Source organism: Vibrio sp. GLN_1 (assembly GCF_043106015.1).
GTDB lineage: Bacteria > Pseudomonadota > Gammaproteobacteria > Enterobacterales > Vibrionaceae > Vibrio > Vibrio parahaemolyticus.
In genome coordinates this window covers 46,854-62,199 of sequence record NZ_JBICMD010000017.1, presented here as the reverse complement: position 1 = coordinate 62,199, position 15,346 = coordinate 46,854, and the positions used below count along the sequence as shown (strand labels likewise).

13 protein-coding genes are annotated in these 15,346 nt (G+C 45.9%); 9 read left to right on the top strand and 4 right to left on the bottom strand.

Features of this window, described 5'->3' with window-relative positions; translation table 11 throughout:
• The first annotated feature begins 44 nt into the window (after positions 1-44).
• On the top strand, positions 45-821 hold the full coding sequence (yaaA, locus tag ACF8OV_RS08620; RefSeq protein WP_025505368.1) for a peroxide stress protein YaaA: 777 nt from the start codon (positions 45-47) through the stop codon (positions 819-821).
• Between the two features lie 105 nt (positions 822-926).
• On the opposite strand, the gene srmB is transcribed toward yaaA, so the two are convergent.
• Positions 927-2,150: an ATP-dependent RNA helicase SrmB gene (srmB, locus tag ACF8OV_RS08615; RefSeq protein ID WP_203504948.1), complete on the bottom strand. Its 1,224-nt coding sequence runs from the start codon at positions 2,148-2,150 to the stop codon at positions 927-929.
• Between the two features lie 107 nt (positions 2,151-2,257).
• Positions 2,258-2,977 (bottom strand): tRNA1(Val) (adenine(37)-N6)-methyltransferase, encoded by a 720-nt coding sequence (locus ACF8OV_RS08610; protein WP_020904210.1) that lies wholly within the window; start codon positions 2,975-2,977, stop codon positions 2,258-2,260.
• A 331-nt stretch (positions 2,978-3,308) separates the two neighbouring features.
• Between ACF8OV_RS08610 and brnQ the strand changes: the two genes are divergently transcribed.
• Positions 3,309-4,622, top strand: coding sequence for a branched-chain amino acid transport system II carrier protein (brnQ, locus tag ACF8OV_RS08605; RefSeq protein ID WP_025792716.1), 1,314 nt, complete (start codon positions 3,309-3,311; stop codon positions 4,620-4,622).
• Positions 4,623-4,712: 90 nt separating this feature from the next.
• Here brnQ and fldB read toward each other — a convergent pair whose 3' ends face one another.
• Positions 4,713-5,231 carry a flavodoxin FldB gene (gene fldB / locus ACF8OV_RS08600; RefSeq protein WP_005479739.1) on the bottom strand — a complete coding sequence of 173 codons (519 nt, stop codon included), beginning with the start codon at positions 5,229-5,231 and terminating at the stop codon, positions 4,713-4,715.
• Between the two features lie 167 nt (positions 5,232-5,398).
• Between fldB and xerD the strand changes: the two genes are divergently transcribed.
• The 7 genes from xerD (at position 5,399) to ACF8OV_RS08565 (ending at position 14,118) form a co-directional block, all read left to right on the top strand.
• Entirely contained in the window at positions 5,399-6,316 is a 918-nt protein-coding gene (xerD, locus tag ACF8OV_RS08595; protein ID WP_020904209.1) for a site-specific tyrosine recombinase XerD, read from the top strand.
• A 59-nt stretch (positions 6,317-6,375) separates the two neighbouring features.
• Positions 6,376-7,164, top strand: a complete 789-nt coding sequence (gene dsbC / locus ACF8OV_RS08590; RefSeq protein WP_005497149.1) for a bifunctional protein-disulfide isomerase/oxidoreductase DsbC — start codon at positions 6,376-6,378, stop codon at positions 7,162-7,164.
• A gap of 45 nt (positions 7,165-7,209) precedes the next feature.
• Positions 7,210-8,949 (top strand): single-stranded-DNA-specific exonuclease RecJ, encoded by a 1,740-nt coding sequence (recJ, locus tag ACF8OV_RS08585; protein WP_005459404.1) that lies wholly within the window; start codon positions 7,210-7,212, stop codon positions 8,947-8,949.
• A 173-nt stretch (positions 8,950-9,122) separates the two neighbouring features.
• Positions 9,123-10,221, top strand: a protein-coding gene (prfB, locus tag ACF8OV_RS08580) for a peptide chain release factor 2 (protein WP_097371395.1) whose coding sequence is annotated in 2 segments (ribosomal slippage) — positions 9,123-9,197 and positions 9,199-10,221 — 1,098 coding nt in all. Because the reading frame shifts where the segments join, the coding sequence is not laid out codon by codon here.
• A 34-nt stretch (positions 10,222-10,255) separates the two neighbouring features.
• On the top strand, positions 10,256-11,773 hold the full coding sequence (gene lysS / locus ACF8OV_RS08575) for a lysine--tRNA ligase (RefSeq protein WP_005459407.1): 1,518 nt from the start codon (positions 10,256-10,258) through the stop codon (positions 11,771-11,773).
• Between the two features lie 249 nt (positions 11,774-12,022).
• Positions 12,023-13,357 carry a cyclic-di-GMP-binding transcriptional regulator VpsR gene (vpsR, locus tag ACF8OV_RS08570; RefSeq protein WP_005459408.1) on the top strand — a complete coding sequence of 445 codons (1,335 nt, stop codon included), beginning with the start codon at positions 12,023-12,025 and terminating at the stop codon, positions 13,355-13,357.
• Positions 13,358-13,866: 509 nt separating this feature from the next.
• Positions 13,867-14,118: a hypothetical protein gene (locus tag ACF8OV_RS08565; RefSeq protein WP_005459410.1), complete on the top strand. Its 252-nt coding sequence runs from the start codon at positions 13,867-13,869 to the stop codon at positions 14,116-14,118.
• A gap of 133 nt (positions 14,119-14,251) precedes the next feature.
• Here ACF8OV_RS08565 and ACF8OV_RS08560 read toward each other — a convergent pair whose 3' ends face one another.
• The gene (locus ACF8OV_RS08560) at positions 14,252-15,286 is read right to left on the bottom strand and encodes an NADP(H)-dependent aldo-keto reductase (protein WP_005459412.1); all 1,035 of its coding nucleotides are present in this window, start codon (positions 15,284-15,286) and stop codon (positions 14,252-14,254) included.
• Positions 15,287-15,346: the final 60 nt, after the last annotated feature.

Sequence of the window (15,346 nt, the reverse complement as noted above, 5' to 3'; positions counted from 1 at the left end):
TTTTTTGTACCCTAATAAAAAACAAAATTAGGGAAGTGAAAGTCATGCTTATCGTAGTTTCTCCAGCGAAGACCCTCGATTACGAGTCTCCGCTCGCGACAGAAAAATTTACTCAACCAGAGTTAATTGAATATTCAAAAGAATTGATCGACGTTTGCCGCAAACTGACGCCTGCTGATGTTGCCTCTTTAATGAAAGTGAGTGACAAGATAGCCGATCTGAACGTCGGGCGATTCCAAGAGTGGAGCGAAACGTTCACAACGGAAAACTCGCGTCAGGCCATTTTTGCGTTTAAAGGTGATGTGTACACGGGCTTGGAAGCTGAAACACTATCAGATGCGGACTTCGAATACGCGCAAAAACACTTACGCATGCTATCTGGTCTGTACGGTCTGCTCAAACCGCTCGACTTAATGCAACCATACCGTCTGGAGATGGGGACAAAACTGGCGAACGAGAAAGGTAGCAACCTGTACCAGTTCTGGGGCAATGTGATTACCGACAAGCTCAATGAAGCGATTGCTGAGCAAGGTGACAATGTTTTGATCAATCTTGCGTCGAATGAGTATTTTAAAGCGGTGAAGCCAAAGAACTTGGATGCACAAGTGATTACGCCAATTTTCAAAGACTGTAAGAATGGCCAATACAAGGTGATCAGTTTTTATGCGAAGAAAGCGCGTGGCATGATGGCGCGTTACATCATCGAAAATCGCATTGAGAGTGTGGCGGATTTAACGAAGTTTGATACCGCTGGCTACTACTTCGTTGAGGAAGAGTCGACACCAACAGACTTGGTATTTAAACGTGAAGAGCAAAACTGATTGAAGCGCAATACGCGTTATTAATTGAAAGCTACACAAACGAAAAAGGGTTGGCACTGCCAACCCTTTGTTATTTCTATTTGGGCTTTTTAAGCCTCAACAAGATTACTTCTTCTTAGCGGTTTTCTTTTTCGCTGTTTTCTTCTTGTCTTCTTTTTTCTTTTTCTTCTTAAACACAGGTTTCTTGTGCTTAGGGCGCATCTCTTTAATGAAACGCTCTTTGATGTCTTCTTTCACGTAACGTGCTACGCGATCCATCATTGGCTGGTCGTGCGCTTCTACGATTGAGATTGCGTTACCTTTCTTACCTGCACGAGCTGTACGGCCGATACGGTGAAGGTATACGTCAGCCGTGCGCGGCATGTCGTAGTTGATAACGTGAGAAACATCAGGAAGGTCGATACCACGCGCCGCAACGTCAGTTGCTAGTAGCACGTTCACAGTGCCGTCACGGAAACGTGCAATGGCATTATTACGACGATCTTGAGGCATTTCACCTTGAATCCACGAACACGGGATTTGTGCGCTCTCAAGTTGTGCACGTAGCTCTGCCAAGCGTTCACGAGTTTTTAAGAACACGATAGTGCGCTCAGCTTGCTCTGTGATGATATGTTTCAGCAGAGCCAGTTTGTGTTCTGCGCTATCAGCACGGTGATACCATTGAGCAATCTTCTTACGCTCACGCAGTGGCGATTTTGCGTCGATCTCTGCTGGCTCGTTCAGTAGGTCAGCTGTGAAGCCTTCTACGCCTTTACCTTCTAGTGTTGCTGAGAACAGAAGGGTTTGCTTACGCCAGCGACATTCATTCGACAGACGGTCAACCGTTGGAGCAAAGCCCATGTCCAGCATGCGGTCTGCTTCATCGAGAACCAGCCATTCGATAGCACGACAATCAAAACGTTCTGCATCAATGTACTCACGTAGACGGCCTGGTGTTGCAACTACGATGTCTTGCGTAGTTGCTAGGATGTCTGCGTGTTCTTGGTATTGAACGCCGCCTGTGATCGTGAAGATGTTCAGCTTAGTGTTCTTTGCCAAAGCACGAGCTTGGTCGGCAACCTGCATCGCCAGTTCGCGAGTTGGCGTAAGGATCAAAATACGCGCAGGCCCAGGTTTACGACGAGGGAAATCTTGCAAGTATTGCAATGCTGGCAGAATGAAGGCTGCCGTTTTACCAGTACCCGTTGGCGCTGACGCTAGAATGTCACGACCATCCAACGCTTGTGGAATCGCTTCTGCCTGAATTTTAGTTGGGCGTTCGTAGCCCATCTCTTCAATGGCTTCAAGTAGGTTTTGGTCTAGATCAAGTTCAGCAAAGGTTCTGATCACAATGAGTTCTCCACAAGCAAAGCTTGGTTAATGGTTCGCCAAAGCAGCATAGAATATAAAAAGGTCGCACATTATAAAGTGATTGGTGATAAGGATCACATGTTATTTCACATCTTAAGATAAAACTCGTGGGTTAAGCGGACAAAATCATCGCTGTAACCGTCTGATGAGTGAATGATCAAATGTGACTCTTGAGTATCGCAAGGTTGCTTTGCCAGTTCAAACAGCAAACGGTGCACGGGTTTCTTTTCCGATGGTTGCACGCGGCACAGTCGAGATAGAGCCCAACCCTGGGTTAATGCTAGTTCAATAAATAGCTCCCCTTCGGTGATTGGCAGCACAAAGCTGGCTTTTCCTTCTGTATCTAGCAACTGATAACAACACTTAAGCAACGCATCATGGCGTAGGGAGTCGGTATGCCTAGCGGTTGCTCGCTGGCTTTGTTTAGCTTGCTCACCAGTGTTGAAATAGGGTGGGTTGCAAACAATGCGTTGAAAGCGTTGCGGCGGCGAAAAAATCAAAACATCGGTATGCTGAACTGAGAGTCGGTCGTGCCACGGCGAGTGCGAAAAATTGTGGCTTGCAGCTTCAACCGCTGTGGTTTCGATGTCAACGGCGGTAATTTTTGCGTCAGGAAAGCGTTGAGCACACATCAAAGCGAGTAACCCTGTTCCTGTCCCGATATCCAAGATATGGGCAGGGCTCGGACTTTCCATCCACGCGCCAAGCATCACGCCGTCGGTACTCACCGGCATGCCACTTTCGCCTCCTTCGATACAAAACTGCTTAAACTTGAAGCCTTTAGTTTGAAATTTTCCGCTCTTCATGATTGTTTTTTATCTGCTCAATATTTAAGTGAAATTCTCTATTGTTTCTTATTTGTATAGATTGTTGTTTTGTTGGTTATTAAATTGTATGGTTAATTGATCGAGATAAAGAACTGTACGGTTCTTTTGATCTAGTTAGATACACTGCTTTTAAGTTTAAAAACTAAATTAATATGGTGTTTTTTTCTTAAAGGTTGCCAAATGATGAGTCTTTCGTCATTATGCGGCGAAAATTTTATAGATTGAACCACAGATACTCATTAACTTTTGGGTATACAAAAAAGTGGTCGATGCATACACAACATTCATTAAATAAAGAAAAGGGTTATCTGTGAAGCAGACGTTAAAACTAACAGATATTGTCGCAGTAGGCTTTATGCTATTTGCGTTCTTTTTAGGTGCAGGCAACATCATCTTTCCACCTCTAGCGGGTCAGCTCGCGGGTGAAAACCTATTGCCAGCGATGTTCGGTTTCTTGCTAACAGCGGTAGGTCTACCTCTTATTACTATCGTTGCTATTGCTGTAGCAGGTGGATCATGGGATCACTTGACTCAAGATCTTCCGAAAAAAGCAGCAGTATTGATGGCAGCACTTATCTTCATCATTATTGGTCCTGCGTTTGCAGCGCCTCGTACAGGTCTAGTGGCTTACGAGATGGCCGTGAAGCCATTCTTTGTTGAAGCTTCTCAAGCGCACCTTACCGCGTTTTCTGTGATCTTTTTTGCGGTTGCAATGCTGTTCTCTTGGTTCCAAGGCCGTCTTATCGACTTGATCGGTAAAGTGCTGACTCCAGCGCTGTTTGTCGGTTTGATCATTCTTGCTGTTGCAGTATTCCTAGATCCTCAAGGCGATATGATTGGTGCACGCGGTGAGTACCTAACTCAGCCACTAACCAAAGGCTTCCTTGAAGGCTACAACACCATGGATACTTTCGCATCGCTGATGTTTGGTATGTTGATGGTGGATGCACTGCGCGGCAAAGGTATTACGGAGCGTTCTGCGACGACTAAGTACCTGATTTTTGCAGGTTGTATCGCTGCGGCTGGTCTAGCATTTGTTTACATTTCGCTATTCTACCTAGGCGCTACCAGTGCAACAGTTGCTGCGGGCGCAGACAACGGTGGTCTGATTCTAAGCCAGTACGTTCAAGCATTGTTTGGCCCTTACGGTCAAATCGTTCTTTCTGTGATTGTATTGCTAGCGTGTCTGACAACGGCTATCGGTCTGATTTCAGCATGTTCTGATTTCTTCAGCTCGAAGACATCACTGTCATACAAGCAGTGGGTTCTGATCAACGGTGCCGTATGTGCGCTAGTTGCTAACGTTGGTCTAGCGCAATTGATTTCGCTCTCTGTACCTGTACTGTTTGCCCTTTACCCAGTGGCGATTGCTTTGGTTGCTCTTACCTTTGTTCGTAGCAAGCTGCCAAATCCTCGCTTTGCATACCGTGCGGTACTGCTAGTATCACTATTATTCGCACTTGTTGATGCAGCGAAAGTTGCTGGTTTGGATGTATCTGCGTTCAACGTACTACCGCTGTTTGAAGTGGGCATGGGTTGGGTTCTTCCTACTCTGTCAGCTATCATCTGCATGTTCTTCATCTCTAAATCTGTTCAACCAGAACTACGAGAAGAAGCGGTGTAAAGACGCTAGAAATTGAATAATGAAAAAGCCCGATGAAGTGATTCATCGGGCTTTTTTGTATCTGGTTCGCATCAATGTAAGCGTCGGTGCTTAAAGCGTATCGTGGAACTCCACAAGTACTTGTTCACACCACTTTTCAATTCGCTCGTCACTCAAATCGTATTGAGAGTCTTCATCTAGTGCTAGGCCAACAAATTGGCTGCCATCTTCCGTTAGCGCTTTAGAGGCTTCAAACTCATAGCCTTCGTTTGGCCAATAACCGATAAACTGGGCGCCGGTTGCTTTTAACTCGTCGTGCAGTAGGCCCATGGCATCAAGGTACCATTCACCGTAGCCTTCTTGGTCGCCAAGACCAAATAGCGCCACAACTTTGCCTTTCAACGGCGTAGACGCGATGTCTTGCCAAATGGCGCTCCAATCTTCTTGGATCTCACCAAAGTCCCAAGTCGAGATGCCTAGAAGCAATAAATCATACTCAGCCATCAGCGATAGCGGCGTCTCTTTCACATTGTGAATATCGACAAGGTCTGCACCAATAATGTTGCGAATTTTCTCTGCTGCCATCTCGGTGTAGCAGGTTGTTGAGCCGTAAAAGAGTCCGATTTTCATTATATTCGTCGTTTTTTGTGTTGCTGTTGCAGAGGATTTTAACCTTAAACTGCCTAGGAATGCAGCGAATATCGTGAGATTCCCCACCTGAGCCAATTTTTTATAGCATTCACACTGGCGCTGTCTTACTCTCACTGGGTATAGATGAACAATAAAAGGAAGCGTGAATGACGGCACAACAGCCTGTCAATCAACAAGATTTTGCGCTTGTTGAGCAGTTCTTAGATGCAATGTGGATGGAGCGCGGTCTGTCAGAGAATACGCTGGCTTCGTACCGAAATGACTTAATGAAGCTTCTCACTTGGATGGAGCATCATCGTTACCGCCTCGATTTCATCAGTTTGTCTGGACTTCAAGAATACCAAACGTATCTGGTGGATTTGGATTACAAGCAGACGTCACGTGCTCGTATGCTGTCAGCTATTCGCCGTTTGTTTCAGTATCTTCACCGCGAAAAAGTGCGTGCCGATGACCCAAGTGCCTTGTTGGTCAGCCCGAAATTGCCACAACGCTTACCGAAAGACATCAGCGAAGAGCAAGTGGACGCACTTTTGGACGCGCCAGATCCGAATGATCCGGTAGAACTGCGCGATAAAGCCATGCTTGAGTTGTTGTACGCGACTGGGTTGCGTGTGACAGAACTCGTCAGCCTGACGATGGAAAACATCAGTTTACGTCAGGGCGTCGTGCGTGTGACGGGTAAAGGTGGCAAGGAACGTTTGGTGCCGATGGGGGAGAATGCGATCGATTGGATTGAAACATTCATCCAGCAAGGTCGCCCTGCATTATTGGGAGATACGTCTTCTGATGTGGTATTCCCAAGTAAACGAGCACGCCAAATGACTCGTCAGACGTTTTGGCATCGTATCAAATACTATGCTGTCATTGCTGGTATCGATACCGACCAGCTTTCGCCGCACGTTTTACGCCACGCGTTTGCAACGCATTTATTGAACTATGGCGCAGATCTCAGGGTCGTACAGATGCTGCTAGGGCATAGTGACTTATCGACCACGCAAATTTATACTCACGTGGCGACTGAACGATTGAAGCAGATCCACAGTCAACACCACCCAAGAGCATAATGATGGCTTGCTTCATCCTCTTTGATTGGATGAAAAGAATTTATTTAAAGGTGACTTTAATGAGCGTATTACGCCGACTAACTCTGCTGACTTTACCATTCTTTATTACCGCGTGTGGTGCGGAAGAAAGTCAGGCAAAAACCGAAACTCCTGCACAACAGGCTGCGCCAACTGCGCAACAACACTTTGATGAAGCGGCGCTAAAAGCAAAGTTCTCGAAACTAGGTCTGTCTATTATTGATATTCAACCTTCAGACGTGGCGGGCCTGCTAGAAATTCAAACCAACGGCGGCATATTGTTTGCGTCAAACAATGGCGATCACTTTATTGCAGGTACACTATACGCGATTGATGACAACGGCGGTTACAAAGACGTACTTGCAGAACGCCAAGCGCCTTTGAATGCTGAGAAAATTGCCAAGTTTGCAGACAGCATGATCGAATACAAAGCGGACAACGAAAAGTACGTGGTGACGGTATTTACTGACATCACTTGTGGCTACTGTGTTCGTCTGCATAACCAAATGCAGGGCTACAATGATCTAGGTATTACTGTTCGTTACATGGCATACCCTCGCCAAGGTGCGACAGGGCCTGTTGCTGAGCAAATGGCAACGATTTGGTGTGCAGAAGATCCAAAAGCGGCGATGCATAACGCGAAAGTGAGCCGCACTTTCGACAATCCAGCGAAAGATCTTGAACAATGTAAAGAGACCATCCAAGCGCACTACAACGTTGGTCGTCAGTTAGGTATTTCAGGTACACCTGCAATCTTCCTTCCAAACGGTGAGATGGTTGGTGGTTACTTACCGCCAGCTGAACTACTGAAACGTTTAGAGCAACTGTAATCCTTTAAGGAGCAGAGCCGACGCAATAGTCGGCTCTTTTCAAGCATGATAGAAATTCAACGACGTCCCGAACCGGATCTTTCCCTTCTCCCAGATTCCATTCCTCCGATCTTAAAACGCATTTACATCAATCGCGGTATTACTGACATCGCGCAGCTAGAAACCTCTGCTCGTGGATTGCATTCGTACCAAAAGCTTGGCGGCATTGAGCAGGCGGTTGAGTTATTGTTCCAAGCGATTCAAGAGCAAAAACGCATCATCGTGGTGGGTGACTTTGACGCAGATGGCGCAACGAGTTCTGCTCTTTCTGTATTGGCATTGCGTATGCTTGGCAGCAATAACGTCGATTACTTGGTGCCGAACCGCTTTGAAGATGGCTACGGTTTGAGCCCAGAGGTGGTCGATCAAGCATTGGAACTTGGCGCAGAAATGATCATGACGGTCGACAATGGCGTATCGTCGATTGAAGGTGTGCGCTACGCCAAAGAAAATGGCATTACCGTATTGGTGACAGACCACCATTTGCCAGGACAAGTTCTGCCAGAAGTGGATGCGATGGTGAACCCAAACCTCGACAGTTGTGCGTTTCCTTCTAAAGCGTTGGCTGGCGTTGGTGTGGCGTTCTATCTGATGATGGCGTTGTGCGTCCACATGCGCAAACACAACTGGTTTGCTCAGCAAGGCATGCAAGAGCCGAAACTGATGGAGCTGATCGACCTTGTCGCACTGGGCACTGTCGCTGATGTTGTGCCGCTTGATGAGAACAACCGAATTCTGGTGCATCAAGGTTTGCAGCGTATTCGTGCGGGGAAAGCGCGCCCAGGTATTCAGGCACTGATTGAAGTGGCGAAACGCGATGCGCGACGTTTGGTGGCATCGGACTTCGGCTTTGCATTGGGGCCGCGTATTAATGCCGCTGGCCGTTTAGACGACATGTCTTTTGGTGTTGAGCTGCTGATGTGTAACAACATCCACGCCGCACGTCGCATGGCCAGTGAGCTTGATGGGCTCAATCAGACTCGTAAAGAGATTGAAGAAGGCATGAAGCAAGAAGCGATGGCGTTTTGTGAACGTTTGCAGTTTGGCGAAAACAGCGAGCTGCCATACGGCTTATCGCTGTTCCAGCGCGATTGGCACCAAGGTGTGATTGGTATTCTCGCTTCGCGTATCAAAGAGAAATTCCATCGTCCAGTCATTGCCTTTGCTGACGGTGGTGAAGGGACGATCAAGGGTTCCTGTCGTTCGATTCCTGGATTACACATGCGTGATGCGTTGGACTTCATCGATACGCAAAATCCAGGTTTGATCATCAAGTTTGGCGGTCACGCGATGGCGGCAGGCTTAACCATCAAAGAGCAAGATTTTGAGCGTTTCAGTCGTTTATTCGATGAAGTGGTGAAAAAAGAGCTCGACGAAGCGGCTCTAAAAGGCGTGATTCTTACTGATGGCGAGTTAAAACCGGAAGAGTTTTCTATGCACATTGCGGAGCAGTTGCGCGCTGGTGGGCCATTCGGACAAGCTTTTCCTGAGCCAATCTTTGATGGTGAGTTTAAGGTGTTGCACCAAAAATTGGTGGGAGAAAAACATCTTAAACTGATGTTGGAGCCTTTATACAAAGGGCATCCGACCAATGTGATGATTGATGGAATTGCATTTAACGTCGATTTACGCCGTTGGCCTGACGCATCGGTCAAAACTGTACGTTTGGCTTACAAGCTGGATGTGAATGAATTTCGTGGTAACCAATCATTGCAACTGATGATTGATCACATCGAAGCCAAGTAATACCTAAGCTTTTCTTAAATATAGAGTACGGTTGCCCTTAAGCGGGTGTAAAATTTTATGACCGTGCTCTCTCTAATCGTAATCTGATTTCTCAGCCGAAATTTTCCTGTATCTCCGTCACATTTTTCAGTAGAATTTCTCGGTTAAATTCTATTCTAAAATGTTGAGCAAACATGTTTGAAATCAATCCCATTAAAAACCGTCTTCAGGACGTGTCTGAGCGCACGAATGTCCTGAGGGGGTATCTTTGACTATGACGCGAAGAAAGAGCGTCTAGAAGAAGTCAACGCAGAACTTGAACAGCCAGATGTATGGAACGAGCCTGAACGTGCACAAGCACTAGGTAAAGAACGTGCATCACTTGAAGCCGTAGTTGAAACTATTGATCAACTAGAGCAAGGTGTAGAAGATGTTGATGGTCTTCTTGAACTGGCTGTTGAAGAACAAGACCAAGAAACGTTTGATGAAATCGAACCAGAACTTGCAGAGTTGGAAGAGAAGCTTGCGCAGCTAGAATTCCGCCGCATGTTCTCTGGTGACCACGATAGCTCTGATTGCTACATTGACTTGCAAGCAGGTTCAGGTGGTACTGAGGCGCAAGACTGGACCAACATGATGCTACGCATGTACTTACGCTGGGCAGAAGCAAAAGGTTTCAAGGCGGAAGTGATCGAAGTATCTGAAGGTGAGGTTGCGGGTCTTAAATCTGCAACGGTTCGTATCTCAGGTGATTACGCTTACGGTTGGCTACGTACAGAAACTGGTGTTCACCGTTTAGTGCGCAAATCGCCATTTGATTCAGGCGGCCGTCGTCATACGTCTTTTGCGTCTGCGTTCATCTACCCAGAGATTGATGAAAACATTGCTATCGACATTAACCCTGCTGATCTGCGTATCGACGTTTACCGTGCGTCAGGTGCGGGTGGTCAGCACGTCAACACCACTGAATCTGCGGTACGTATTACGCACGTACCAACGAATACTGTGGTGCAGTGTCAAAACGACCGTTCTCAACATAAGAACAAAGATCAGGCAATGAAACAGCTTCGAGCGAAGCTATTTGAGCTTGAATTGCAAAAGCAAAACGCGGAAAAACAAGCTAATGAAGACGCTAAGTCTGACATTGGCTGGGGTAGCCAGATCCGTTCTTACGTATTGGATGATTCACGCATTAAAGACCTCCGTACGGGCGTTGAAAACCGTAACACTCAAGCGGTTCTTGATGGCGATCTGGACAAATTTATTGAAGCTAGCCTGAAATCAGGCCTATAAAGCTTTTCACCGACAAAAACAGGATACATCGAAAATGACTGATGCTGTTCAAAACGAAACTGTACAAGAAGAAAACAAGCTGATTGCTGAGCGCCGCGCTAAACTGGACGAAATCCGAAAGAGCTGCAAAGCAAACGGCCACCCAAACGACTTCCGTCGTGACGCACTAGCGGGCGACCTTCAAAAAGAGTTCGGTGAAAAGACTAAGGAAGAGCTAGAAGAGCTTAACCACGTAGTAGCGATCGCTGGTCGTATTATGGCAAAACGTGGTCCATTCCTAGTAATTCAAGAAACATCTGGCCGTATCCAAGCTTACGCAGACAAAGAAGTTCAAAAAGAACTGAAAGAGAAATACCAAGGTCTTGATATCGGTGACATCATCGGTGTTAAAGGTGCGCTACACAAATCTGGTAAAGGCGACCTATACGTGAATATGGAAGAGTACGAGTTGTTAACAAAAGCACTTCGTCCACTTCCTGAGAAGTTTCACGGTCTAACTGACCAAGAAATGCGTTACCGTCAGCGTTACGTAGACCTAATCGTTAACGAAGATTCTCGTAATGCATTCGTTGTACGTTCTAAAGTTATGTCTGCAATTCGTAACTTCATGATCTCTAAACAGTTCATGGAAGTTGAAACGCCAATGATGCACGTGATCCCTGGTGGTGCAAGTGCTCGCCCATTCATTACGCATCACAACGCGCTAGACATGCCAATGTACCTGCGTATTGCGCCTGAGCTATACCTGAAGCGTCTAGTTGTTGGTGGCTTTGATCGCGTATTCGAAATCAACCGTAACTTCCGTAACGAAGGTCTTTCTCCACGTCACAACCCAGAATTCACAATGATGGAATTCTACATGGCGTACGCGGATTACAAAGATCTAATGGACTTCACTGAAGAACTACTAAGCTCTGTAGCACTAGAAGTTCTAGGTTCAACATCAATGCCTTACGGTGAAGATACTGTTGAGTTTGGCGGTAAGTACGCTCGCATGAGCATGTTTGAAGCAATCAAACACTACAACCCAGACCACGCTCAAATCCAAGCGCTAACGGAAGAAGATCTACAAAACCGCGAACTAATGGTTTCTATCGCGAAATCTGTTCACGTTGAAGTAGAACCTTTCTGGACTTGTGGTCAGCTTCTTGAAGAGATCTTCGGTGAAACTGCAGAACCTAAACTAATGCAGCCTACGTTCATCACTGGCTACCCAGCGGATATTTCTCCACTGGCACGTCGTAGCGATGACAACCCATTCTTCACAGACCGCTTTGAGTTCTTCATCGGTGGCCGTGAAGTAGCAAACGGCTTCTCAGAGCTTAACGATGCAGAAGACCAAGACGCGCGCTTTAAAGCACAGGTTGAAGCAAAAGAATCTGGTGATGACGAAGCGATGTTCTACGATGCAGACTACATCACTGCACTAGAGCACGGTCTACCACCAACAGCAGGTCAAGGTATCGGTATCGACCGCCTAGTTATGCTGCTAACTAACACGCACACTATCCGTGACGTGATCTTGTTCCCTGCAATGCGCCCACAAGCGTAATTCTTTGCTGAACAATGACAAAAAAACCACCTTCGGGTGGTTTTTTTGTATCTTTAATTTCCTAAAATTCAATAGGTTGCATTTTGATTTTGATGGCATATGCAAATAAGTATTCGCCAAATCTCAATCTATTGCATAGTCTTAATATTGAGACAGACTTCGAGCGTCGTAGTCTCGATAATGTTACCCGTTCGCAAAGATGGGTTTGTGGCGCGAAATTTCTATCAACAAAAGAATAAGGGTTAGAGAATGGCTGGGCAGTTTAAGATGGATTCCATCCCGGGATCGCTTGTGGTAGTTGGCGGTACTTATGAGCCTTGGTTATCAGTACTGGAACAAGTTGGCTGGAAGTGTCACCAAGTAGGCGACTTACGCAAAGCTAACACGTTATTGGAAGATATTGGGCCTTGTATCGGTATCGTTGACCTGAGCCATGACGAGTTTAGCTTGAATGGTCTGGCAAACTTAGTGAGTTCTCATAAGCACGTGCGTTGGTTGGCGTTTATTCGTGAGTCTCAGCTCGGCACAGACACCATCTGCCAATTCATCGTTAACTTCTGTATCGACTTTTTTACTGCCCCAATCCCAGATGCCCAACTGTTGAGCACCATCGGCCACCAACTTGGTATGCTCAAGCTAGAGAAAAAAGTTTGGCCAAGCTTTGGCAATAGCCTCGATATGGGGCTGATTGGCGAATCTATCCCGATGAAGCGCTTACGCGATCAAGTTAAGCGAATTGGTCCTACGGACGTGAGTATTCTGATCTCTGGCGAGAGCGGTACTGGTAAAGAAGCGGTTGCTCGTGCAATTCATAAAGTATCTTCCCGTTCTCATAAGCCCTTTATGTCGATTAACTGCCGCGCTTTGAATGAGCAACGTTTCCAAGCGGAAGTCTTTGGTATTGCTGCGGATGCTGAAATGGGCCCAAGTCTGTTGGAACAAGCAGATGGCGGTACTGTGTTGTTTAATGACATTCTGACCATTTCGAAGGACCAGCAAATGAACCTGTTAAGGTTCTTACAAGAGGGCACGATTGAAACGCGCGAAGGTGTGAAGAATGTGAATGTGCGTATTCTTGCTGCTAACTCGTCAGACGTAGAAAAAGCTTTGATTGATGGCGACTTCAACGAAGAGTTGTACCATTACATCAATGTACTTCGTATCAACGTACCAAGCTTGAAAGAGCGCGCGAGTGACATTGCACTACTAGCTCGCTTCTATCTGCAAGAGTTCTCTAAAGAGTACAACTCTCAAGCAAAAAGTTTCTCTGAGGACGCTTTGAAAGCTCTGACTCGTTACTTCTGGCCTGGTAATGTTCGCGAGTTGATGAACCAAGTTAAGCGTGCGGTGTTGATGTCTGACAGCGTGATGATTGAAGAACATCATCTCGATTTGCCGCAACGTAATGATTCAAAACGCAGTTTGAAATCAATTCGAGAAAAGAGTGAGCGTGATGCGTTATTGGTTGTGTTGGAGTCGCACTCTGGTCAAGTTTCCAATGCGGCGAAAGAACTTGGTGTGTCGCGTGCAACCATGTATCGACTACTTAACAAGCACAACTTGATTTCCGATCAGGCGATGTAATTCAATGAGTGAATCGAATTGAAAGAGCGACCTTGCTGGTCGCTCTTTTTCGTTGTATACGTTCTGATTTATAAAACTCGAAGTTTTATATATTCCCTAGATGAATATGTTATATGAAAAAACATATGCAACTTATCTTCAGGGTATTGATTTGTTTTTTATCGAAAGCATAGAAATTGTTTGATATATACTCATCAACGCTTACAATTTAGCCATAACTCGTTGAGTTATATCACTTCACACACGGATTATTTTTTTAGCTAGGAGGCGCAAGATGAAACATTACGTTGTTAACACCACTGCTTGCGCTGATCGTATGTCTAAATCTCCGATAGCTTTTAAATCGGATATTAACGATACCACTGGCTCACAAGATAAAAATTAATCCGTAACCTAATTTATGTTTACTAGGCTGCGGAAAAGTAGCGGCTTAGTCTCAACAGATCTCTCTGTGTCTCTGCGTACTATTTTTCCCAGTCGATAATTTATCGTTTAATTGGAGAAAAATTATGCGTCACTCAATTTACTTAACATTGGCTACTTTGCTTATTAAAGCGGATTTAAAACGTGAAGAGAGAGAATGGCAACGTACCGTGCGCCGCAGTTCTCATGATGTTCCATGGACCAATGTTCATTTATTAAGGGATATTGGTTTAGATCGTGAAGGGCGAGTTACGCAAACCAGCGTGCCTGAAGCGGTTAAAGTTGAACGTCGAGTTCGTCATCTTCGTCGAGTGCTAACTGCGCGAATACCGACGTAATCTATAGCGTGTTGAGCTTCCAACATGACGCTTTAGTTAACCCTAAAAGCTCAACACGCTGTAAACGCATATCGAAATAGATTTGTTCTAAGTGCTATTAACAGGCTGACCTATTTGGTCAGCCTGTTTGCTTTTATGGACATGGGTTAGAGTAGGTAGTACCGATCGCTTGAATGTCTGTTAACAGCTCATCACTAAGCTTGATATCGATGCTGTCAATGTTGGCTTTAAGTTGATCAAGGTTGGTCGCACCGATGATGTTGGAAGCGACAAATGGACGTTGATTGACGAACGCCAATGCCATTTGCGCAGGATCTAGGCCATGCTCACGCGCCAAGTTCACGTATGCTTCTGTCGCTTTGACGCCTTGAGGCGTGAAGTAACGAGCGAAACGCTCCCACTTAGTACAGCGTGCACCTTCTGGTTTTGCGCCATGTAAGTATTTACCACTCAAACAACCAAACGCCAGAGGTGAATACGCTAACAGTTGGACACCTTCATAATGGCTGATTTCAGACAAACCCACTTCGAAGCTGCGGTTGAGTAGATTGTATGGATTTTGAATTGAAACGATACGCGGTAAATCATGCTTCTCCGCTAAACGAAGCAAAGACATCACCCCCCAAGGTGTTTCGTTAGATACGCCGATGTAACGCACTTTACCCATCTTAACCAGTTCAGTTAATGCTTCTAGGGTTTCAATTAACGTCACTTCTTCTTGCTTGTCTGGGTAAGGGTAGTTGAGTTGGCCAAAGCAGTTAGTTTGACGCTGTGGCCAGTGAAGTTGGTACAAATCTACGTAATCGGTTTGGAGTCGTTGAAGGCTAGAGTCGATGGCATCATGGATATTGCGACGATTTAAACTCATGTTTTCACGGATGTGAGGCACATTGCGCGGCCCTGCCACTTTTGTCGCTAGAACGACTTTTTCTCGCTTGCCGGATTTTGTCAGCCAGTTGCCGATGTATTGTTCTGTTAGGCCTTGTGTTTCTGCTTTTGGCGGAACAGGGTACATCTCTGCGGTATCAATGAAGTTCACCCCATGATCGACAGCAAAGTCGAGCTGCTCAAAAGCTTCCTGTTCGGTATTTTGCTCACCAAAAGTCATAGTGCCGAGGCAGATTTTACTGATCTCGAGTGATGAGTGCGGTAGTTTGGTGTATTGCATTTCACTTCCTTGAAAAATAGCCAACTGAATAGGTTATCCATCAATATATGGGATTTTTGG

What these genes read in the sequence shown, in the direction of transcription:
- yaaA (WP_025505368.1), top strand. Translation starts at nt 45, where the DNA reads ATGCTTATCGTAGTTTCTCCAGCGAAGACCCTCGATTACGAGTCTCCG.
- ACF8OV_RS08610 (WP_020904210.1), bottom strand. Translation starts at nt 2,977, where the DNA reads ATGAAGAGCGGAAAATTTCAAACTAAAGGCTTCAAGTTTAAGCAGTTT.
- fldB (WP_005479739.1), bottom strand. Translation starts at nt 5,231, where the DNA reads ATGAAAATCGGACTCTTTTACGGCTCAACAACCTGCTACACCGAGATG.
- xerD (WP_020904209.1), top strand. Translation starts at nt 5,399, where the DNA reads ATGACGGCACAACAGCCTGTCAATCAACAAGATTTTGCGCTTGTTGAG.
- dsbC (WP_005497149.1), top strand. Translation starts at nt 6,376, where the DNA reads ATGAGCGTATTACGCCGACTAACTCTGCTGACTTTACCATTCTTTATT.
- recJ (WP_005459404.1), top strand. Translation starts at nt 7,210, where the DNA reads ATGATAGAAATTCAACGACGTCCCGAACCGGATCTTTCCCTTCTCCCA.
- lysS (WP_005459407.1), top strand. Translation starts at nt 10,256, where the DNA reads ATGACTGATGCTGTTCAAAACGAAACTGTACAAGAAGAAAACAAGCTG.
- vpsR (WP_005459408.1), top strand. Translation starts at nt 12,023, where the DNA reads ATGGCTGGGCAGTTTAAGATGGATTCCATCCCGGGATCGCTTGTGGTA.
- ACF8OV_RS08565 (WP_005459410.1), top strand. Translation starts at nt 13,867, where the DNA reads ATGCGTCACTCAATTTACTTAACATTGGCTACTTTGCTTATTAAAGCG.
- ACF8OV_RS08560 (WP_005459412.1), bottom strand. Translation starts at nt 15,286, where the DNA reads ATGCAATACACCAAACTACCGCACTCATCACTCGAGATCAGTAAAATC.